This is a genomic window from Pedobacter ginsengisoli (assembly GCF_002736205.1).
In the GTDB taxonomy this organism is placed as follows: domain Bacteria; phylum Bacteroidota; class Bacteroidia; order Sphingobacteriales; family Sphingobacteriaceae; genus Pedobacter; species Pedobacter ginsengisoli_A.
On the sequence record NZ_CP024091.1, the window covers coordinates 1,023,721 to 1,041,982 of the forward strand.

The 18,262-nt window shown below is 38.0% G+C and carries 15 protein-coding genes; 10 read left to right on the forward strand and 5 right to left on the reverse strand.

Going from position 1 to position 18,262, the window contains the following annotated elements:
* Position 1: 1 nt before the first annotated feature.
* The 3 genes from CPT03_RS04210 to CPT03_RS04220 all read right to left on the reverse strand — a co-directional run bounded on the left by CPT03_RS04210 (position 2) and on the right by CPT03_RS04220 (position 1,274).
* A complete protein-coding gene (locus tag CPT03_RS04210; protein WP_099437670.1) occupies positions 2–379 on the reverse strand; it encodes a hypothetical protein in 378 nt (125 codons plus the stop codon).
* A 91-nt stretch (positions 380–470) separates the two neighbouring features.
* Complete coding sequence (locus tag CPT03_RS04215; RefSeq protein ID WP_099437671.1) at positions 471–743, reverse strand: DUF4242 domain-containing protein; 273 nt, start codon at positions 741–743, stop codon at positions 471–473.
* Between the two features lie 255 nt (positions 744–998).
* The gene (locus CPT03_RS04220) at positions 999–1,274 is read right to left on the reverse strand and encodes a helix-turn-helix domain-containing protein (RefSeq protein WP_099437672.1); all 276 of its coding nucleotides are present in this window, start codon (positions 1,272–1,274) and stop codon (positions 999–1,001) included.
* Between the two features lie 200 nt (positions 1,275–1,474).
* On the opposite strand from CPT03_RS04220, the gene CPT03_RS04225 reads away from it, so the two are divergent.
* The gene (locus CPT03_RS04225) at positions 1,475–2,002 is read left to right on the forward strand and encodes an NADPH-dependent FMN reductase (RefSeq protein ID WP_099437673.1); all 528 of its coding nucleotides are present in this window, start codon (positions 1,475–1,477) and stop codon (positions 2,000–2,002) included.
* A 75-nt stretch (positions 2,003–2,077) separates the two neighbouring features.
* On the opposite strand, the gene CPT03_RS04230 is transcribed toward CPT03_RS04225, so the two are convergent.
* Entirely contained in the window at positions 2,078–4,438 is a 2,361-nt protein-coding gene (locus CPT03_RS04230) for a TonB-dependent receptor (RefSeq protein WP_099437674.1), read from the reverse strand.
* A 159-nt stretch (positions 4,439–4,597) separates the two neighbouring features.
* Here CPT03_RS04230 and CPT03_RS04235 point away from each other — a divergent pair, with 159 nt between their 5' ends.
* The 5 genes from CPT03_RS04235 (at position 4,598) to CPT03_RS04250 (ending at position 11,564) form a co-directional block, all read left to right on the forward strand.
* Positions 4,598–5,221, forward strand: a complete 624-nt coding sequence (locus CPT03_RS04235) for a carbonic anhydrase family protein (RefSeq protein WP_099437675.1) — start codon at positions 4,598–4,600, stop codon at positions 5,219–5,221.
* A gap of 82 nt (positions 5,222–5,303) precedes the next feature.
* On the forward strand, positions 5,304–5,582 hold the full coding sequence (locus tag CPT03_RS22750) for a hypothetical protein (RefSeq protein WP_157766350.1): 279 nt from the start codon (positions 5,304–5,306) through the stop codon (positions 5,580–5,582).
* An 88-nt stretch (positions 5,583–5,670) separates the two neighbouring features.
* The gene (locus CPT03_RS04240) at positions 5,671–10,047 is read left to right on the forward strand and encodes a CusA/CzcA family heavy metal efflux RND transporter (RefSeq protein WP_099437676.1); all 4,377 of its coding nucleotides are present in this window, start codon (positions 5,671–5,673) and stop codon (positions 10,045–10,047) included.
* An 11-nt stretch (positions 10,048–10,058) separates the two neighbouring features.
* Complete coding sequence (locus tag CPT03_RS04245) at positions 10,059–11,258, forward strand: efflux RND transporter periplasmic adaptor subunit (protein ID WP_099437677.1); 1,200 nt, start codon at positions 10,059–10,061, stop codon at positions 11,256–11,258.
* Between the two features lie 99 nt (positions 11,259–11,357).
* Entirely contained in the window at positions 11,358–11,564 is a 207-nt protein-coding gene (locus tag CPT03_RS04250) for a hypothetical protein (protein WP_099437678.1), read from the forward strand.
* Between the two features lie 85 nt (positions 11,565–11,649).
* Here CPT03_RS04250 and CPT03_RS04255 read toward each other — a convergent pair whose 3' ends face one another.
* Positions 11,650–12,030 (reverse strand): cupin domain-containing protein, encoded by a 381-nt coding sequence (locus CPT03_RS04255; RefSeq protein ID WP_099437679.1) that lies wholly within the window; start codon positions 12,028–12,030, stop codon positions 11,650–11,652.
* Between the two features lie 257 nt (positions 12,031–12,287).
* Here CPT03_RS04255 and CPT03_RS04260 point away from each other — a divergent pair, with 257 nt between their 5' ends.
* The 4 genes from CPT03_RS04260 to CPT03_RS04275 are packed head-to-tail and all read left to right on the forward strand — an operon-like array spanning position 12,288 to position 18,261.
* A complete protein-coding gene (locus CPT03_RS04260) occupies positions 12,288–14,609 on the forward strand; it encodes a hypothetical protein (protein ID WP_157766351.1) in 2,322 nt (773 codons plus the stop codon).
* A 2-nt stretch (positions 14,610–14,611) separates the two neighbouring features.
* On the forward strand, positions 14,612–15,502 hold the full coding sequence (locus tag CPT03_RS04265) for an aldo/keto reductase (protein ID WP_099437681.1): 891 nt from the start codon (positions 14,612–14,614) through the stop codon (positions 15,500–15,502).
* Positions 15,503–16,675, forward strand: coding sequence for an enolase C-terminal domain-like protein (locus CPT03_RS04270; RefSeq protein WP_099437682.1), 1,173 nt, complete (start codon positions 15,503–15,505; stop codon positions 16,673–16,675). It begins immediately after the preceding gene.
* A gap of 14 nt (positions 16,676–16,689) precedes the next feature.
* Positions 16,690–18,261 carry an SLC5 family protein gene (locus CPT03_RS04275; protein ID WP_099437683.1) on the forward strand — a complete coding sequence of 524 codons (1,572 nt, stop codon included), beginning with the start codon at positions 16,690–16,692 and terminating at the stop codon, positions 18,259–18,261.
* Position 18,262 lies beyond the last annotated feature (1 nt).

Consider the following 18,262-nt stretch of genomic DNA (forward strand, 5'->3'; position numbering starts at 1 on the left):
TTTACTTCCAAATATTTGTTCCGTACAAAACGACAATTAATTTACGTTCCTCTTTAAATTTAGTAAAGGCTGGTGTTTCACCTATATTGAGTTTAGTCCCATCACAAAGATATTGATGTTGATTAGTGGAGCTAAATAAAGAATTTTGTATTTCAATAACTTCATTACCCTCATATTTGTATAAAATAATTCCATTAACAGTAGGTCCACCTGCTAACAATTTGAATTCAGCGTTAAGCCATGGAAGGTTCTGGATAGGGTCTTTAACCCCACATGCAGTTGTATTTTTATCGTAATTTTCTTTCGGTGTATTTTTTTTACATCCGAAATGGAAAGTTAGAATTAGTAAATAGCATGTTGTTTTTATTAATAGTTTCATAGTAAAGCGTTTAACCTCGGTAATAATTTTGGATTTTGGGGGATTTATTAACAAAAAGGCTGTATAAATTACAGCCTTTTTGTTTTTTTTGTTATTCAGCAGTTATTGGATCTATAACTGTAGAAACTTTGTTTATAGAGTTTGCCGGGAATCCACCCTTCTCAGCGTGTTCTTTAATCATTTCTTCATTTGGTGCATTGTAAATACAATAGATTTTATCATCGGTTACATAACTGTTTACCCATTGTATTTGCGGTCCCATCTTGTTTAGTACTCCACAAGAGGTTTGCGAAATGGCTTTCAATTGGTCTGTGGTTAATTTTCCAGCCCCGGGAATTTCCCGTTCAATTACATATTTAGGCATATTGAAATATTTAACTGTATTATTCCTACTCGTTTGGCTTTTCGGTAGCGCCCCGTTTATAATGGTCTCTGGTCTCCAATTTTAATGATAGTAATGTAGTGTTGATGGTTCAAATACCTTCTAGGATTTAAGGTGGTTGATTGGCAGAAATTTATGAAATCGGCAGTTAAAATTAAGTACTTAAATTTACAAATAATATCTGATTCATTAATGAATCAGATATTCTCTTTTTTACTTATAAAAGTGCCAACAATTTTAGAAGATGTCTTGTTGTTTCATATTATGATCTGCCATCATATTTGTCATCTCTTTTAGTTTTTTTATACTAAATGCATGCCTGCCATTCATCCATCTGGCAATTTCGTCGTGATTGATGTCAAGTATAGCGGAAAGATCAACTGAAGTGAGTCCTTTTTCTAATAAGAACTTTGCTGTTTTATCGGCAACCTCTCCGTTCACCTTAGTTAATTCCTCAATTGCCGGGTTCCCACTTTCTTCTAACCATATCGAAACAAAATCGTTCTCTTCCATTTGTTTTAATTTTTTATTTGTATGTTATTAAATGTTCTGCTTTTATAAGCATTGATACTCATGCCAGGCCAAATTTAGCAATTTTGTTTTGCCAGATTAACTTAAAAATATGATTGGTTATTATATCAAATGAAAACTGAAAGGAAAGTACCAGCTTTTAATTAGCTTTGATCTTATCGGTTATAAGAGAAAATAAAGTAATGGTACTAGTGATAATCGGGAGTGCAAGTATTGGGTCGTCTAATAAAAACCTGATGGATGTTTTTTGCAGGCAAACTGCTGAAGATTATGATTTCATGATTCTAGAGGATTTGCATACCCTGCCACATTTTGATCCTGCAATGATTGATCCTGTTCCGGTTGAGATTGCTGACATTCTTTCTAAAATAGAAATAGCAAAAGGAGTGGTATTCTGCACTCCTGAATACATCTTTAGTATACCAGCAAGGCTTAAAAATTTACTGGAGTGGTGTGTGGCAACCACCATATTTATGGATAAGCCAGTGGGTATTATAACTGCTTCGGCTAATGGGGTGCAGGGGCATGAGCAACTAAAGTTGATCTTAAATACCCTTGGAGCAAAGATGAATGAAGATGCCCAATTATTAATAAATGGAATTAAAAGCAAATTTGACAGTCAGGGCCAATTATTGGATCCAGGTATAATTCAGAAGTTGGCGCAATTTGCTGGTGGATTTAAAATGCTTTTAGAGAAGGACGAGAATTGAGGAAGAACAATTAGGGGCCATCTATTTGCTAGATGCCCCCCAATTGTTTCTTATATCTTAAATTCTGGTATTTACCTAGTAGCTTACAGATAATCCCAGATTAATTGATGTTCCTCTGCCTTTCGAATAAAAACCTGGCTGCATAAACCATTGTGCCCTGGCTGGAAAATAGTCCTGATTAAATAGATTTTCCACACCTAATGTAATGTTGGTGTTTTTATTAGCTCTGTAGCTACCTGCAAAACTGAAAAGGTTGTAGGCCTTAACTGCTCCTTCATTACCGTTGTAAACACCGGCCGAGTTTTTTTCAAAGCGATTGCGCGATCCTATTCCAGTGTAATTAAGAGTCAGGTCTAATACGGATAAAGGGCTATAAGTAACGGTTCCGGTAATTTTGGGAGCTGAAATTCGGCGGCCATTCATATATTTATCTACACCGTCATCAAATTTGCCATTGTTATCAATGTCACGTTTACCTTCAGTATAACTATAGCTGGCACCAAATTCTAATGAAGGCATCATTTTATAATTGGCGGCGAGTTCAAATCCGTATATCTCTTCCGGGCTTCTAGCGGTGTTAAATAATCCTGTGGCTGCATCGTACACAACTTCAATACCGAGTTTAGATGTGCTTTTGTATACAGAGGCAAGAAAAGTTAGGTTCTGATAAGTGCTTTGAAAGCCTGCCTCATAATTATTTACTTTTACTGCATCAGTGTTAATCTTGTCAATGCTGTTCACTTTAGCTTCACGCAATGCAAGGCCAATGTCCATTACTGAAAAACCTTGTGAGAAGCTGATAAAGGGGCTGAACAATTCAAAATGATTGTACTTTAATGCGGCATTATATAGATAAGTCTTGTACTTTAATTTACCTCCGGTAACATCAAATGACGGAGTTAATGTTCCTCCTGTAGCATTTGTGGTGCGCAAGGTTTTGTAGTCATTTACATTAATATTTACGTGTTCCAAACGTAATCCGGTGGTAAATATCAGGTCTTTTAATGTTGTTATACTTGCTTGTGCGAACGGAGCAAGGTTGGTCATATCCATTTCGGGTACCCAGGTTCGGCCATCAACTAAAGGCTGTGCCGTTTTATCCTTTAAAAAATCTGCACCATAAGCTAATGTTGCCTTTAAAGCTGAAGTTTGCAGAACAGGGGTTTCTAAAAATATGCGGGCACCTTTTTTATCATTTGTAGCTAGTGATTGTCCATCGCCACCATCAAAGCGGCCTAATGAAACATAAAATACATCTTTGCGTTTTTCAAAGTAAGTATCAAAAGTTAAACTGGTGTTCAATAATATACTATCTATTTTATAAGATAGGTGAATGTTGTGATTGTAATCAACTCCGGTTGGTATACCTAATGGCTTACCTAAAATTCCTGTAGCCTTTTGGCCAGTAGCAAGATTACCATTTACTAAGGTGAAATTACTGTTTTGCAGACTGCTGTACATATTATACATAAGTTGTAAACGTTGGTTTTTAGTTGGCTGGTAGCCAATTTTGAAAAATGCATTGTAGCTGTCAGTCTCTCCTAAACTATAGTTTGGTCCAACTACATCGCCTTTAGCATCTTTATATTCACCGGTTTGTTCATAAGTTCCACTAGCAACGTAATCTATTTTTCCGACCTTGCCGTAAAACATTTGATTGATGCGCCCGCCGCCAGAGTTTTTTGGGTTAATTAGTGATCCATTTAAGTTTACAGATGTTTTTCCGGCAAATTTTGCAGCAGTATCTGGTATAAGTGTAATATAGTTAATTAATCCGCCTGCTGCTCCGTTTCCATAAATTGCTGTGGCACCTTTTACAACTTCTATTCGTTGCAAAACAGAAGGATCGATAGAGCGGAGGTCTACCTCTGCATTTCTTAATGGCGAAGATTGGCTTACCCCATCTACCATAACCAGCATAGGCCGTCCACGAAGGTTTTGCCCTACGTTATTTCCTGTTTGCGCGGTTGGGGCAAATCCAGGAACCTGATTTGCGAGTATTGTACTTAAATCAGGGTTAATAGTCATTTCAGATTCGAGCTTCTTTTTTGAAACAATGCTTACTGATGCAGCTATGTTACGTATATTTTCTGGTTTACGGGTTGCAGATATTATTACATTTTCCAATGTGTTATTTTCTTGTTCCAAAACCCAGTTTAAGGTTGTATCACGTTGTAAAGCCCCTAGTTCTATATTTAAACTTTTATATCCTACTGCTAATGTTTTTAATACTACAGGTTTTCCGGCGTCTACAAATAATGTAAAATGCCCCTTAGTATCGGTTTGGGTTTTTAACGATTTATTTGCTTCGATGGTTACAAATGGGATTCCAGAGTTTTTATCGGTAACTAAGCCGTGAATTTTAATGTTCTGCCCGTGGGTTTGAGAAAAGAAAATCAGCAGAAAAGAGAGCGGCACTAGTAAATTTTTAATCATTGTATTTATTTTTTGCCGAAAGTAAGTAAAAGCATTTAATTGTAATAAATCTAAATAAAAATATAAAGACGATCCTTTGAGCCAATAAAATCAGTTTAACAGTGAATAATCGATATTTTTTTGTTTTTTCCTTACATTGCACCACGAAAAAACATTGGTATGAAGACATTAACGAAAGAAGATCAGGAAGCCATAACTCCGGCAATGGCCCTAAATTTATTGGAAGAAGGGAATAAACGATTTGTTAGTAACTTAAAAATTAACCGTAATCTTCTGCAGCAAGCGAATGAAACTTCAGATGGTCAACATCCTTTTGCCATAATTTTGAGCTGTATTGATAGTCGCACATCTGCAGAATTAATTTTTGACCAAGGTTTGGGTGATATTTTCAGTGTCAGAATTGCCGGAAATATTATAAATGAAGACATTTTAGGAAGTATGGAGTTTGGTTGTAAGCTTGCCGGAGCAAAAATTATTGTCGTGTTAGGCCATACCAGATGCGGGGCAATTAAAGGTGCATGTGATCATGTTGAGATGGGCAACCTGACTTCTTTACTTACAAAAATTAGACCCGCAGTTGATGATGAGCATACAACAAAGGAGAACCGCAATTCTCAGAATGGAGAGTTTGTTGAAAAGGTATCTGCAATAAATGTTAACCGTTCAGTTAAATCGATTACTGAACGCAGTCCGATTCTTAAAGAAATGCTTGAAAACAATCAGATCAGTATAGTTGGAGCTAATCACGATATTACAACGGGAAGAGTTACATTTTATCCATAAACCTGAAACAATTTTTTATACATTTGCCAAAAATGTTTTTGTGAAAATAACAAGCTGGATCATATCTTTAGTCATTCTTGTCGTGAGTTTTACGCCATGTAAAGATGTGCATGCCAGTAAAGAAGGTGCAGATCCGGTTATTTCTGTTGAGGCCCATTCTAATAATGAACACTCCGGCGTTAAAGATTCTTGCTCTCCATTCTGTGCTTGTGCTTGTTGCAGCAGCCCAACCGTTGTAAAACACCAATTAGTTCAGCACACCATTTCTATCATCCTGGAAAAGAAATACACCGACCTTTATTCCGGGAGTGTGGCTTCTGCTTCTATCGCTGTTTGGCAACCCCCAAAGTTAGTTAGTTAAAATTCCGATGCATCAGGCTTAGTCCGTTTCTTCTGGAATGGATTTGCTATGCTTTAATCAGTTTTTTTTCTAACATAATTTTAATTCAATGCTGAAGAAAATTATTCAGTTTTCCATCAATAATAAGCTGGTTGTTGGCTTGTTTACGTTGGCACTGATAGCCTGGGGAGTTTATTCCCTCAGACAATTACCAATAGATGCCGTTCCAGATATCACTAATAATCAGGTTCAGGTTATCACGCTAAGTCCTTCTCTTGCCACCCAGGAGGTAGAACGTTTAATATCCTATCCGGTTGAACAGACCATGTCTACAATACCCGAAATTGAACAGGTTAGGTCCATTTCAAGATTCGGTTTATCAGTAGTTACCATTGTTTTTCACGATAAAGTGGATATTTACTGGGCCCGTCAACAGGTAAATGAGAAACTTGCAGAGGCCCGGAATAATATCCCAGGTAACCTGGGAAATTCCGAAATATCGCCGATATCGACGGGTTTGGGAGAGATTTACCAGTATGTGATACATGCCAAGCCGGGTTTTGAGAAAAAATATAATGCTCGTGAACTGAGGACTATTCAAGACTGGATTGTTCGTAAGCAATTGTTGGGTACTCCTGGCATTGCCGAGGTTAACAGTTTTGGAGGATTGTTAAAGCAATATGAGATTGCCTTAGATCCAGATAAATTAAGAAGCTTTAACTTAAGCATCAGTGATGTTTTTGAGGCTCTGGAACAGAATAACCAGAATACAGGTGGTGCCTATATTGATAAAAAGCCAAATGCCTATTTTATCAGAAGTGAAGGCTTGGTTGGGAATTTGGATGACATCAACAAGATTGTTGTTAAAAATAATGATAATGGGATCCCTGTATCCATAAGAGACATTGCAACTGTGCAGATTGGCAGCTCTATCCGTTATGGCGCATTAACACGAGCAACATCTACGGCACAAGGAGAGGCTGTTGGTGGAATTGTAATGATGCTTAAAGGAGCTAATGCGAAGAATGTTGTTCAACAAGTTAAATCAAAAATTGAGCGTATAAGCAAGACACTGCCTGAGGGTGTCACAATAGAACCCTTCCTGGACCGAAGTGGATTGGTTGACCGGGCAATGGGAACTGTTGCTAAAAACCTGATTGAGGGGGCGCTGATTGTTATTTTCGTGTTAGTGCTTTTCTTGGGTAATTTCCGTGCCGGGCTAGTCGTTGCATCAGTGATTCCACTGGCAATGCTTTTTGCAATTTCGCTAATGAACCTTTTTGGGGTATCGGGAAACCTGATGAGTCTGGGTGCAATTGACTTTGGTTTGATTGTGGATGGAGCCGTAATCATTGTGGAAGCCACTATGCATATTTTGGCGGGCAACAAACTTGGGAGGGCTTATACCCAGGTAGAAATGGATGAGCAGGTTGAGAAATCTGCGGTAAGAATGATGAGTGCTGCTGCCTTTGGACAAATTATTATTCTGATAGTTTATCTCCCAATTCTTGCGCTGGTAGGTGTTGAAGGTAAAATGTTCGTGCCAATGGCGCAGACAGTTTCTTTCGCTATTCTTGGTGCATTTATTCTGTCGCTAACCTACGTACCGATGGTATCCTCCCTGTTGTTGAGTAAAAAAGTGGTCCACAAAAAGAATTTTTCTGATCGTATGATGGATTTTTTCCAACGAAAATATTATCCAATGATCAAAGCAGCACTTAACAGAAGAATTATTGTTGTTGCCTCTGCAATAGTATTATTGGTGATCAGTGTATTTGTATTTACACGTATGGGTGGAGAATTTATTCCAAACTTAGAGGAAGGCGATTTTGCAGTAGAAACCAGGTTGCTGACAGGAAGTTCCTTGTCTCAAACTATTGATAAAGTAAACCAGGCATCTTCTATTCTGGTAAAGAAGTTTCCTGAAGTAAAAGAGGTAATCGGAAAGATAGGCGCTGCTGAAATTCCAACAGACCCAATGCCGATGGAGGCATGTGACCTTACCATCATATTAAAGGACAAGAAAGAATGGACCAGTGCTAATACCCGGGAAGAATTAACAGAGCTAATGAGTAATGCATTGAAAGAAGTGCCAGGAGTAAGCTTTGGTTTCTCTCAGCCTATCCAATTGCGCTCTAACGAGCTGATATCTGGCGTAAGGCAGGATATCGGGATTAAGATTTTTGGCGATGATCTGGAAACACTTACTTCTATCTCTCAGCAAATAGGGAAAATAGTTTCTGGGGTTGAAGGTGCGAAAGATTTATACTTAGAGCAGGCCGAAGGACTGCCTCAGATTGTAGTTAAGATCAATCGAGATCGAATTGCCCAATATGGTTTAAGTGTAGGAACTGTTAACCAGGCTTTAAATACAGCTTTTGCAGGTCAATCGGCCGGAATGGTTTATGAAGGGGAGCAGAGATATGATATGGTGGTGCGTTTGTCGCAGCAAAACCGTCAGGGTATCGATGATGTGAAAAATGTATATGTGACAGCTCCTAACGGAATTCAGGTTCCCTTAGATCAACTAGCCGACGTGGAATTTAAGATCGGACCCAACCAGATCCAGCGTGAGGATACCAAACGAAGGATTATAGTTGGGTTAAACGTACGCGGAAGGGATATCCAGAGTGTGGTTACGGAGATCGAGCAAAAAATCAATCAAAAGATCAAATTGCCTGCCGGGTATTTTATTACCTATGGCGGGCAGTTTGAAAACCTGAAAGAGGCAACAAAAAGACTATCTGTTGCAGTTCCGGTGGCATTGCTGCTGATTTTGTTATTACTGTATTTTTCTTTTGGATCAGTTAAACAATCGTTACTTATTTTTTCGGCTATTCCTATGGCTGCCATCGGTGGTATTTTTGCATTGCTGCTTAGGGGTATGCCTTTTAGTATCTCTGCCGGGGTCGGATTTATAGCCCTATTTGGGGTAGCAGTATTGAATGGGATTGTGTTGATTACTGAATTTAACAGGCTTAAAAAGCTGGGGAAGTACACCCTGAATGAGATTGTGCTTAAAGGTACTGAAATTAGATTGAGACCAGTACTAATGACGGCAACCGTAGCATCTCTTGGCTTTTTGCCAATGGCTATATCAACAGCAGCAGGGGCAGAGGTACAAAAACCACTTGCCACAGTAGTAATTGGTGGACTACTTACTTCAACCATTCTTACACTAATTGTGTTGCCCGTGTTATATACTTATTTTGAAAGCTGGAAAGGCAAAACAAAGCCGGTTCCTGCAACTGCCGCAACGATTATCATCGCCAGTATGATATTTTTTAGCCCTGTTGCTAAAGCACAAACACCAGGCGAACCTTTAACAATGAATCAGGCTATTGATCTGGCAATAAAGAATAATCAGGCTATAAAATCGTCGGAATTACAAATTAGCCAGCAACAGGCCTTAAAAGGGAGTTCAACCGATTTGGGGAAAACTAATTTTGATGTCCAGTATGGCCAGTTTAACAGTATACGAAAGGATAATAATTTTAGTGTTTCTCAGAGTATTCCCAATCCTGGTGTATTTAAAAATCAGCGAGGGCTTTACGATGCAAAGATTAAAAGTGCTGAAATAAATTTAGCTATAACCGAAAAGGAATTGACTTATCAGGTGAAAAGTGCGTATACTCAATTGGCTTATTATGTGGCCTTAGAGGATCTGTATAAAAGCCAGGATTCGGTATACAGTAATTTCGTAAAGGCCGCATCATTACGCTACAAAGCAGGTGAGACTAACCTGCTGGAAAGTACCACCGCTGAAACACAATACAATGAGGTGTTGAACCAGATGAGCAAGAACCGCTCAGACATTTTGGCCTATACCGCGGAGTTGCAAAGACTACTCAACTCTCAGCAGACTATTGAGATAGCGAAAGATCAATTCAAACAGGAGGAATATAAAAACCTCGTTACGGACAGCGCAATTTCAGCAAATCCATTGCTGGCTTTGCAAAGACAGCAAATTGTTATAGCGGATAAAGCACTGGGATTAGAAAAGGCCCGTTCAGGACCTGATTTTACGGTTGGCTATTTTAACCAGTCGATTATTGGGACACAAAGTGTGAATGGCACTGATCAGTATTTTAGCGGAAGTAAAAGATTTCAAGGCGTTCAGGCCGGGATCTCTTTGCCAATTTTCTTTAAAGCTTTTTCATCACGCATAAAAGCTGCAAAAATAGAGAAGCAAGTGGCTAAAAGCCAATTTAGCTTGTTTGAAACCAATCTTGAGGGACAGTATAAACAGGCATATCAGGATTTGCAAAAAAATGCAAGAAGTATAGAATACTATAAAAAGAGTGCTTTACCCAATGTAAACCTGATTTTGAAGCAGTCGCAGATCGCTTTTAAAAACGGTGAAATTGGTTATGTAGAATACTTGCAAGGTTTACGTACTTATTCGGAGATCCGCTTTAACTACTTACAGGCGATAAACCAATATAATCAATCAGTTTACACTCTTCAATACCTAATGGGTTTATAATCAACACAGAAATGAAAACAACAATTCAAAATATTATGCGTATCACCTTAGTACTAATACTGGCCACCTTGATTATGTCCTGTGGCGGAGGTAAAAAAGAAGCAGAAATAAAGGGGGCAGTATCTACAGAAGAAGCTCATGAAGAAAATGAGAATTCTGTTGAGATCACCCAGTCTCAATACAACGCAATAGGGGTGACTTTGGGTTCCCCTGAAATGAAAGGACTTAGTGGTTTATTAAAAGTTAACGGCTATATTGATGTTCCACCGCAAAACTTGGTTAGCATTACCACCCAAATGGGTGGTATTGTTAAATCAACACCACTTTTACAGGGGAGTAAAGTAAGTAAGGGGCAGATTATTGCAGTGCTTCAGAATCAGGAGTATGTACAGTTACAGCAGGATTACCTGGAAAGTAAAAGTCAACTGGAATTAACCGAGACGGAATACAAAAGACAGCAGACTTTGGCAAGTCAGAATGTGAACTCCCAAAAAACGTTGCAGCAGGCTAAATCTCAGTACCAGATCATTCTTGCCAGAGAAAATGCGCTTAAACAACGTCTGCAACTAATCAATATCAGTCCGGGTACCTTAACGGCTGGTACTATCCGCAGTCAAATAAATATCTATGCCCCAATTAGTGGGTATGTAACTAAGGTGAACGTAAATACAGGCAAGTTTGTCAATCCAAATGATGTAATGTTTGAAATCGTTAATAGTGCGAATCTTCATGTGGAATTGAATGTATTTGAAAAGGATGCGGCTAAAGTGAAAGCCGGTCAGCGTGTCCGTTTTACCATGACAAATGATTCAAACGAACAGCTTGCTGTAGTACAGCTGGTTGGAGGAGAAATCAAACCTGACAAGACAGTTACCGTTCATGCTATAGCGAAAGAAAGTAAAAGCTTTATTCCAGGTACCTATTTAAAAGCATTGATCGAAACTGGTACTACTCAGACGTTGGCCTTACCGGTCAGCGCAGTTGTGGATTTTCAGAATAAGAAGTACATTTTTATTGCCAAAGCTGCGGGAAAAGAGGAAGTACCGTCTTATCATTTCGAAATCGTAGAAGTTATTACTGGCATTAGTGATGGTGGATATATACAGATAGAATTGCCAGAAGGAATGAATCCAAAAGTAAAGGTTGTTTTAACGGGTACTTATGATCTGTTGTCGAAATTAAAAAACAGTGAAGAGCATAGTGGGCATTAAGAGGTAGAAAATAAATTCTGCTATATTATTTTAAAAGCACTTTGAATTTCAAAGTAATGTGATTATCTTTAATTTAAGAAGTTTTAATCATTGTTAGCTATGAAAAATAAAATGGGTAGATTTTTTGGATTTGTTTTCGGGGCAGTAGTTTTCCTTTTGGTGTTTAAAATTGTTTTCCTTAAAAATATTTCCCCATCAGATGAATTGGCACCAGGAGTGGTAGTGATTGCATCTGTGTTGAATGGATTAATATTTGGATTTATTGGCTCGTTAATTCAGAATTATTTTGCAAGGAAGGGATCTTGATTGAATTGGTGGGCTAGTCAAAATCGTATCGGATAAGATATTAATGCCCCAAAAGGGGCATTAATATCTTACTTTTCTTTATAAATTAATTCTTTTTGGTTGCTTTTAATTCAGTTACAATCATCTTAAGTGTAGTCTCTCCGATATTTTTAGCCATGTGAGTTGTTGCATTCAGAAAAAGGGCTTCTCCTGCTTTAATTTCTGCAACTACAGGCGATTTGTCTTTGTCTGTGATCTCCAGTTTTCCATCTGTTAAGGCATAAGCGAAATGATCAGGATGGCTATGCCATGGGGCGACATCCCCCGGAGCGAATTCAACCTGCATAACCCGCACTTTGTCATTGTCTAGGATAACCTTTTTGTAAACATTTGGAGCTGCTGTTATCGGGTCTTGTGCACGCACATTTGCACTTAGAGCTAGAAATAATCCTAAGAGCGAAATTGAAATCATTTTAAACGTTTTCATTTTGTTAAAGGTTTAATTAAACGAATTTCGGGCGAACTTAGATGGTATATAAAAACAATTGATAATAGTAAAGGTTTCTGAATGGCTTATCTTTATTTAGTTTGGAAAGCCTTTAAAACATAATGTTTAAAGGCTTTTTTATTTCTTTTAAAAAGCTAGTGTATGCAAAAAAAACATTACTAATAGTCAAATTATGGGTGGTATTAAGCCACCTATAATTTAATCTTTACATTAAACTTGGAAGATAAACTATGGGAATGAAGAATTTAAAAGTGACTTTGATTGGCTTTCTTTGCTTAAGCAACGGGATGGTGTCATTAGCACAGCAACCGGTCGAATCCCTTAATAAATTATTAAAAGATATAAACGGTTCATTAAGGTTGTCGGTAAAGGAATTTAATGGAACAACTTTATTATCTGAACAAATATTTAACAAAGAATCATTGCAAACAAAAACAGGCAATTGGAGCATGCAGTTTAAAGCCTCTTCGGTTTTGGGGCATCCTGAAGTTATGGATGTTTCTACATCATTTCGCCTGAACAGTGGTATTGCAAAAGCTTCAGCCGTTTCAGTTTCCTTTGATTTTAGTAAATGGAATTCAGAAAATTATGTGCTGGTACCTGCTTCAGTTTATAATGGAAATCGGTACAGGGCAATCGGAAACAGTTATAGTCCGCAATATCCAAAGGATATGTATTACAATCCTTCGGTGCCACTTACTATATCTAATAATCCCCGACTTTCTATTGAAGAGGGGAAAGCCTCTCTTATTGAGCTGCAAACTGGAAATGCGGCAACACCAGCTATGTGTTTTTTCTCAAAAAAGGAACAAAAAGGGTTTATTGTACTTACTGAGCAAATGACCAAATTGGGAAGCAGTGGATTAACCATTGTTGAGAATGCAGCAAAAGACAGCTGTTCTTTCAGTATTTCGGCCCCTGCAGTTCGTAAATTGGCAACAGGCTTTGGTGATTTTCATTTGAGTGGTGATAAAGCCCCCGACTGGAAGTTTGGTGATGAGGTCGCACTTGGTTTTAAGGTTTACGTTTTTAATGCATCAAGCATTCCCGATCTTTTAAAGAAATTTATGCAGGTTCGCAAGGACCTTTCTGGTCTAAACAATCCTCGTAACATATTACCCATGAGTAAACTGTTTGAGGTAGCTACAGATATATGCAGGGGAAACTTTGTTGAGGTTCCGGCAGGGTCTTTTTACAGACCTGAAAATAATAAGGATTTTCAGCTTGGATGGGTTAGCGGTATGATGAATACCTATCCAATGTTAGCCCTTAATGATAAAAAGGAGCGTGATAGGGTTTTTGCCGAATTGGATTTTGTGGTAAACAAATTGCAGGGAAAAAGTGGGTATTTTTATGGAGGAATTAGAGCCAGTGGCGAAATTATCCCTGAAAAGATGTCGCCTGATTTTAAGCCGGTTCAGGCAATGGTGAGGAAAAATGCCGATGCATTGCTATGGCTCATGAAACATATAAAGCTAATAAAAGCTCAGGGTTATGGCAAAAGTGTTAAGCCGGAATGGGAAAATGCAGCTAAAAAGCTTGCTGCTGCTTTTGCACGTACCTGGAATAAGGATGGTGAGTTTGGTCAGTATATTGTTCCAGAAACGGGCGAAATAGCCGTATACAATTCAACTGCAGGTGCTATTGTTCCGGCAGGTTTAGCTATGGCTTCTGATTATTTCCACAATAAGGAATGGATGAAAGTTGCTCAGGATGCGGCTAAATTTTATTACCATCGCGATGTTGAAAAGCAGGGATTAACAGGTGGCCATTGTGGTGATATCTCTCAAGATGCAGATGCCGAATCGACTTATGGATTTTTAGAATCATTAATGGCTTTGTATTACTATACCGGGCAAAAAGAATGGTTAAATAGGGCAGAAGTTCAGGCTGCATTAGGTGCTACATGGACATTTTCTTACGACCCGATATTTCCTGCAAATAGTGAAATTGGAAAGCTGAAAAGCAATATGGCCGGTGCCATTTGGGCAAGTATCCAAAATAAGCATGCTGCTCCTGGTATTTGTACCGCTTCCGGCGATTATGTTTTTAAGCTATTTAGGGCTACAGGTAACCTGCTTTATGCAGATTTGATAAGAGATATTCAGCATGCACATGCCGAAGCCGTAAATATGCCAGGACATTTAACTACCAATAACCTGATCGGCTCTTCTATGGAACGAATTCAGCTTAGTGATGCCGAAGGAAAGGGAAGTATTGGTAATTTTATAAATACGCGCAACTCATGGACAGAAACAAACGGAATGTTGATGGCTTTGGAAATTCCCGGTATTTATGTTAATATGGATCGCAAGAAATTATATGTTTTTGATCATGTTAAAGCCCAAATATTGTTGAGTGATAAATCAGGGATTACCCTTCAACTCACAAATACAACGGGGTATGATGCAAATGTATCGGTAATGGCCGAAACGGATAAGCAGGCTATAAAACCATTAAGCTATACGGCATTTTTAGGATGGCCCAAAGTTAAGGTTAAAACCGGTGAGACTATAAAGATAAAAGTTAACCCCGCTAATGGCCTAACTGTTTTGTAATTATGTTAAAAGAGATAAATAAATTGGTTTTGGGTACTGTCGGATTGGGTGGGATTTGGAGAGAAGTAGATACCGAGGAATCAATAATGACAGTTTTTAGTGCCCTTAAGCAAGGAATTACAGCTATAGATACTGCGCCTGCGTATGGAGATGCAGAACAGCTTGTAGGCAAAGCTTTAGGTCAGTGGTCTGGTAAAAGGCCTTTGATCAGTACTAAGGTAGGTCGTTTGAAAGGCTATAAGGTCGATGAAGCACATTACGATTACAGTGCCGATGGAATGAAAAGGAGTGTCGAAAACAGCTTGAAAACACTAAATATTCCTGTTGTAGATATTCTTTTTCTACACGACCCTGCTGCAATTCCTCAATCGGCTATGGAAGGTGTATTAAAGCAAATGGAATTTTTTAAGCATAATGGTTATACAAAAAAAATAGGTTTGGGCGGAAATGCACCCGAATGGTTTGAACCTTATTTAAAGACCAACCTATTTGATGTAATTATGGAGTATAACAGGCTAAATGCTTGTTCTATTGATGCATTGGATACTACTATTCCTGTTTGCAGAGAAAATGATAAGGAATATTATGCTGCCAGTCCTTTAAATATGGGATTGTTAGGCTGCAATTTTTCGGAATTTACCAATTCTCCTCCAAATTGGCTCGAATTAAAGAGTATAGAACAGGCAAGAAGAGTGAATAGTATAGCATACGAGCATAATCTTTCGCTACAGGTACTTGCCCATCGATTTCTTTTAACCATTCCGGCTCAGTTTAAAATTGTAATTGGCGCTGCAGATAGGATGCAGTTAACTGGTACTCTTGATGCAATGAAATTGGGTGAATTGCCTTCCGAAATTTATAATGAGATTCTACTAACGCTTAATGAAAAATAGATGTACAATATAGATAATGAGATTTTTAATATAAATAGAATTAGAATAAGGGTTTTAGAACAGGTGGATGCGGTAATTCCTTTTCAGGATGCTACCATGGGACCTTTTCCAAAGTTTGGAATATCAATTATTACAATAGAGGATGAGGATGGAAATCTGGGAGAAGCCCCGGTTTACAACAGCTATATGAATATTTTGGAAACCTGTCTTTTCCCAATACTTTTTCATAGCCACTCTGTGCCGTATATAGAGTTTTATCCAAAGTTATATTGGGCTATTAGAAATGAGGGATTTAAAGGTGCAGCTGGTGCCATATTGGGGCAAATTGATATGGCTTTGTATGATTTGGCAGCCAGACGTAGAAAAGTGCCCCTTTATAGATATATTGGAGGTACTCATAATGACGTGAAAATGTATGGCTGTGGGGGAGGAACGAATTATACGCTGAAGGAACTGGAAAGTGAAGTAACTTTCTTGATGGATAAAGGAGTGGACTGTTACAAAATGAAGGTTGGGAAAAATTTTGGAACAAAAATAAATGAGGACATTGAAAGAGTGAAATTTGTAAAACAACTGGTTGGTAACAGAATGGAAATTGCAGCTGATGTAAACCAGATTTGGAATTGTAATGATGTATTCAAATTTCTTGATGCCGTTGGAGAAGAGAGCTTGTGTTGGTTAGAAGAGCCCATACACTCAGCGTCTTATGATCAAATAGAACAGCTTTGTAAAAAAATATCGGTTACGGTGGCCTACGGGGAATCGGAACGGACATCAAAAATATTCCCAACTCTTGTCAATTCTGGAGTTAGACATTTACAACCGGTACCCACACAATTGGGTGGGATGAAGGAGTGGATGGAAATAAGAGACCTTTGTGAAAATCAAAATTTGCAATTATCTTCTGGTGGATATTCCCTATATTCAGCCTTTCTCATGACATCTGCAAATAGAGATTGCATGATCGAATATTTGTATCCTCTTATGTATGGCCTGGAAAAATACTTTTTAGTTAAGCCATTATGGGAAAACGGTAGGTTCTATTTATCTGAAATAGAAGGACTACCTGTAAGGATTGATTGGGATTACTGTTATAAGGAAAATAAGATAGTACAAGAACGGTTATGGGAAAAACAAGATGTTTCAAAATATAACCCTGTTGTGTCTATGTAACTAAGGGACCAAATTTGAGTTTATCATTCAATTATATCGATTATCTAATTTTAGGGCTATATGCCCTTGCTTTGTTTTTTATTGGTTTTCGCTCCGGTAAAAAGGAGAAAAATCAGGAAGATATATTTTTGGGTGGAAGATCATTGAAGTGGTGGCAAATTGGTTTCTCTATGTTTAGTGCCAATGCAGGGCCTATTATGTTAATTGGTTTTGCAGGTGTTGGTTTTTCGCATGGTATTGTTGGCAGTAATTTCGAATTACTAGCATGGGTATTTTTAATGCTGCTGGGCATGGTTTTTTTACCCTATTACCTAAAAACTAAAATAAGTACGATTCCACAATTTTTATTAATTCGTTTTGGTAAACGTTCTTATAATTTTCTGGTTATATATAGCTTGATTTCAATTTTGGTGGTATGGTTAGGGAGTGCATTGTATGCCGGAGGCTTATTAATTTCAGGGATATTTGGTTGTTCTTTGTTTACGGCACTGGTAATAATTGCTTTGATTGCGACTAGTTTTACTGCCATTGGAGGGCTAAAAGCTGTAGTTCGTACCGGAGTTTTTCAATCTATTATTATTATCGTTTCTTCGATACTGCTTACTTTTTTGGGCTTTCAAAAAATTGGTAGTGTAGACTTGATGGTTAGCCAAACACCTGAATCGTATTGGAAGTTGTTTCTGCCTGCATCACATCCGGAATATTCATGGATAGCTATTGTTTTGGGCTACCCCGTTGTGGCTATTTATTATTGGTGTGCTGATCAAACGATTGTACAAAAAGTACTTGCAGCAGAGAACCTGAAAGAGGGACAATATGGCGCCTTGTTTGTTGGAGCACTTAAAATAATAATGCCTTTAATATTTATTCTTCCGGGTATTATGTGTTATGTTTTGTTTAGGGATGTAGCTCAGCCCGATAATGCCTACATTACTATGATTAAAGAATTAATGCCTCATGGCTTACTAGGTTTAAGTATTGCTGCATTAATCGCATCGTTGATTGATACGGTATCATCTAGTTTAAATTCTTTTTGTACCGTATTTACGCTGGATGTTGTTTCGCAGGTTAAAGTGCTTAATAAGAAGCAACAGGTAAAAATGGGGAGATGGATTACCATTATTGCTGCAATAGTAGGTGTAGGTATTGCGATGGTTTTCTCTTATTCGGGGAAAAACTTTTTTGAATTAAGCCAAGGCTTGGTTTCTATACTTGCCCCACCACTGTCTGTTGTTTTCCTTGCCGGCGTTATGTGGAAACGTGTAAATAGTATTTCGGTAGAAATAGTGCTTTATGGAGGTGGGTTCGTTTGCTTAATATTGGGTGCATGCCATGTGTTAAATTACCCTTATAAGGGCTATTGGCCACATTTCCTTTTACTTTCATTTTATTTATTTGTTGCGCTAAGCTTAGTAATTGTAGCGGTAACATTAATTACAAAACCTGCAATAAATCCGGTAGTACCTTCGCTTCTTGAATCCAAAAATAAACCCGTGGGGGAGGAAGCATATCATTCCAGACCTATTTGGTTGGTTTGGCTAGGACTGGCATCTGTAATGGTTTTAATTTATTTACTTTTTAACTAAT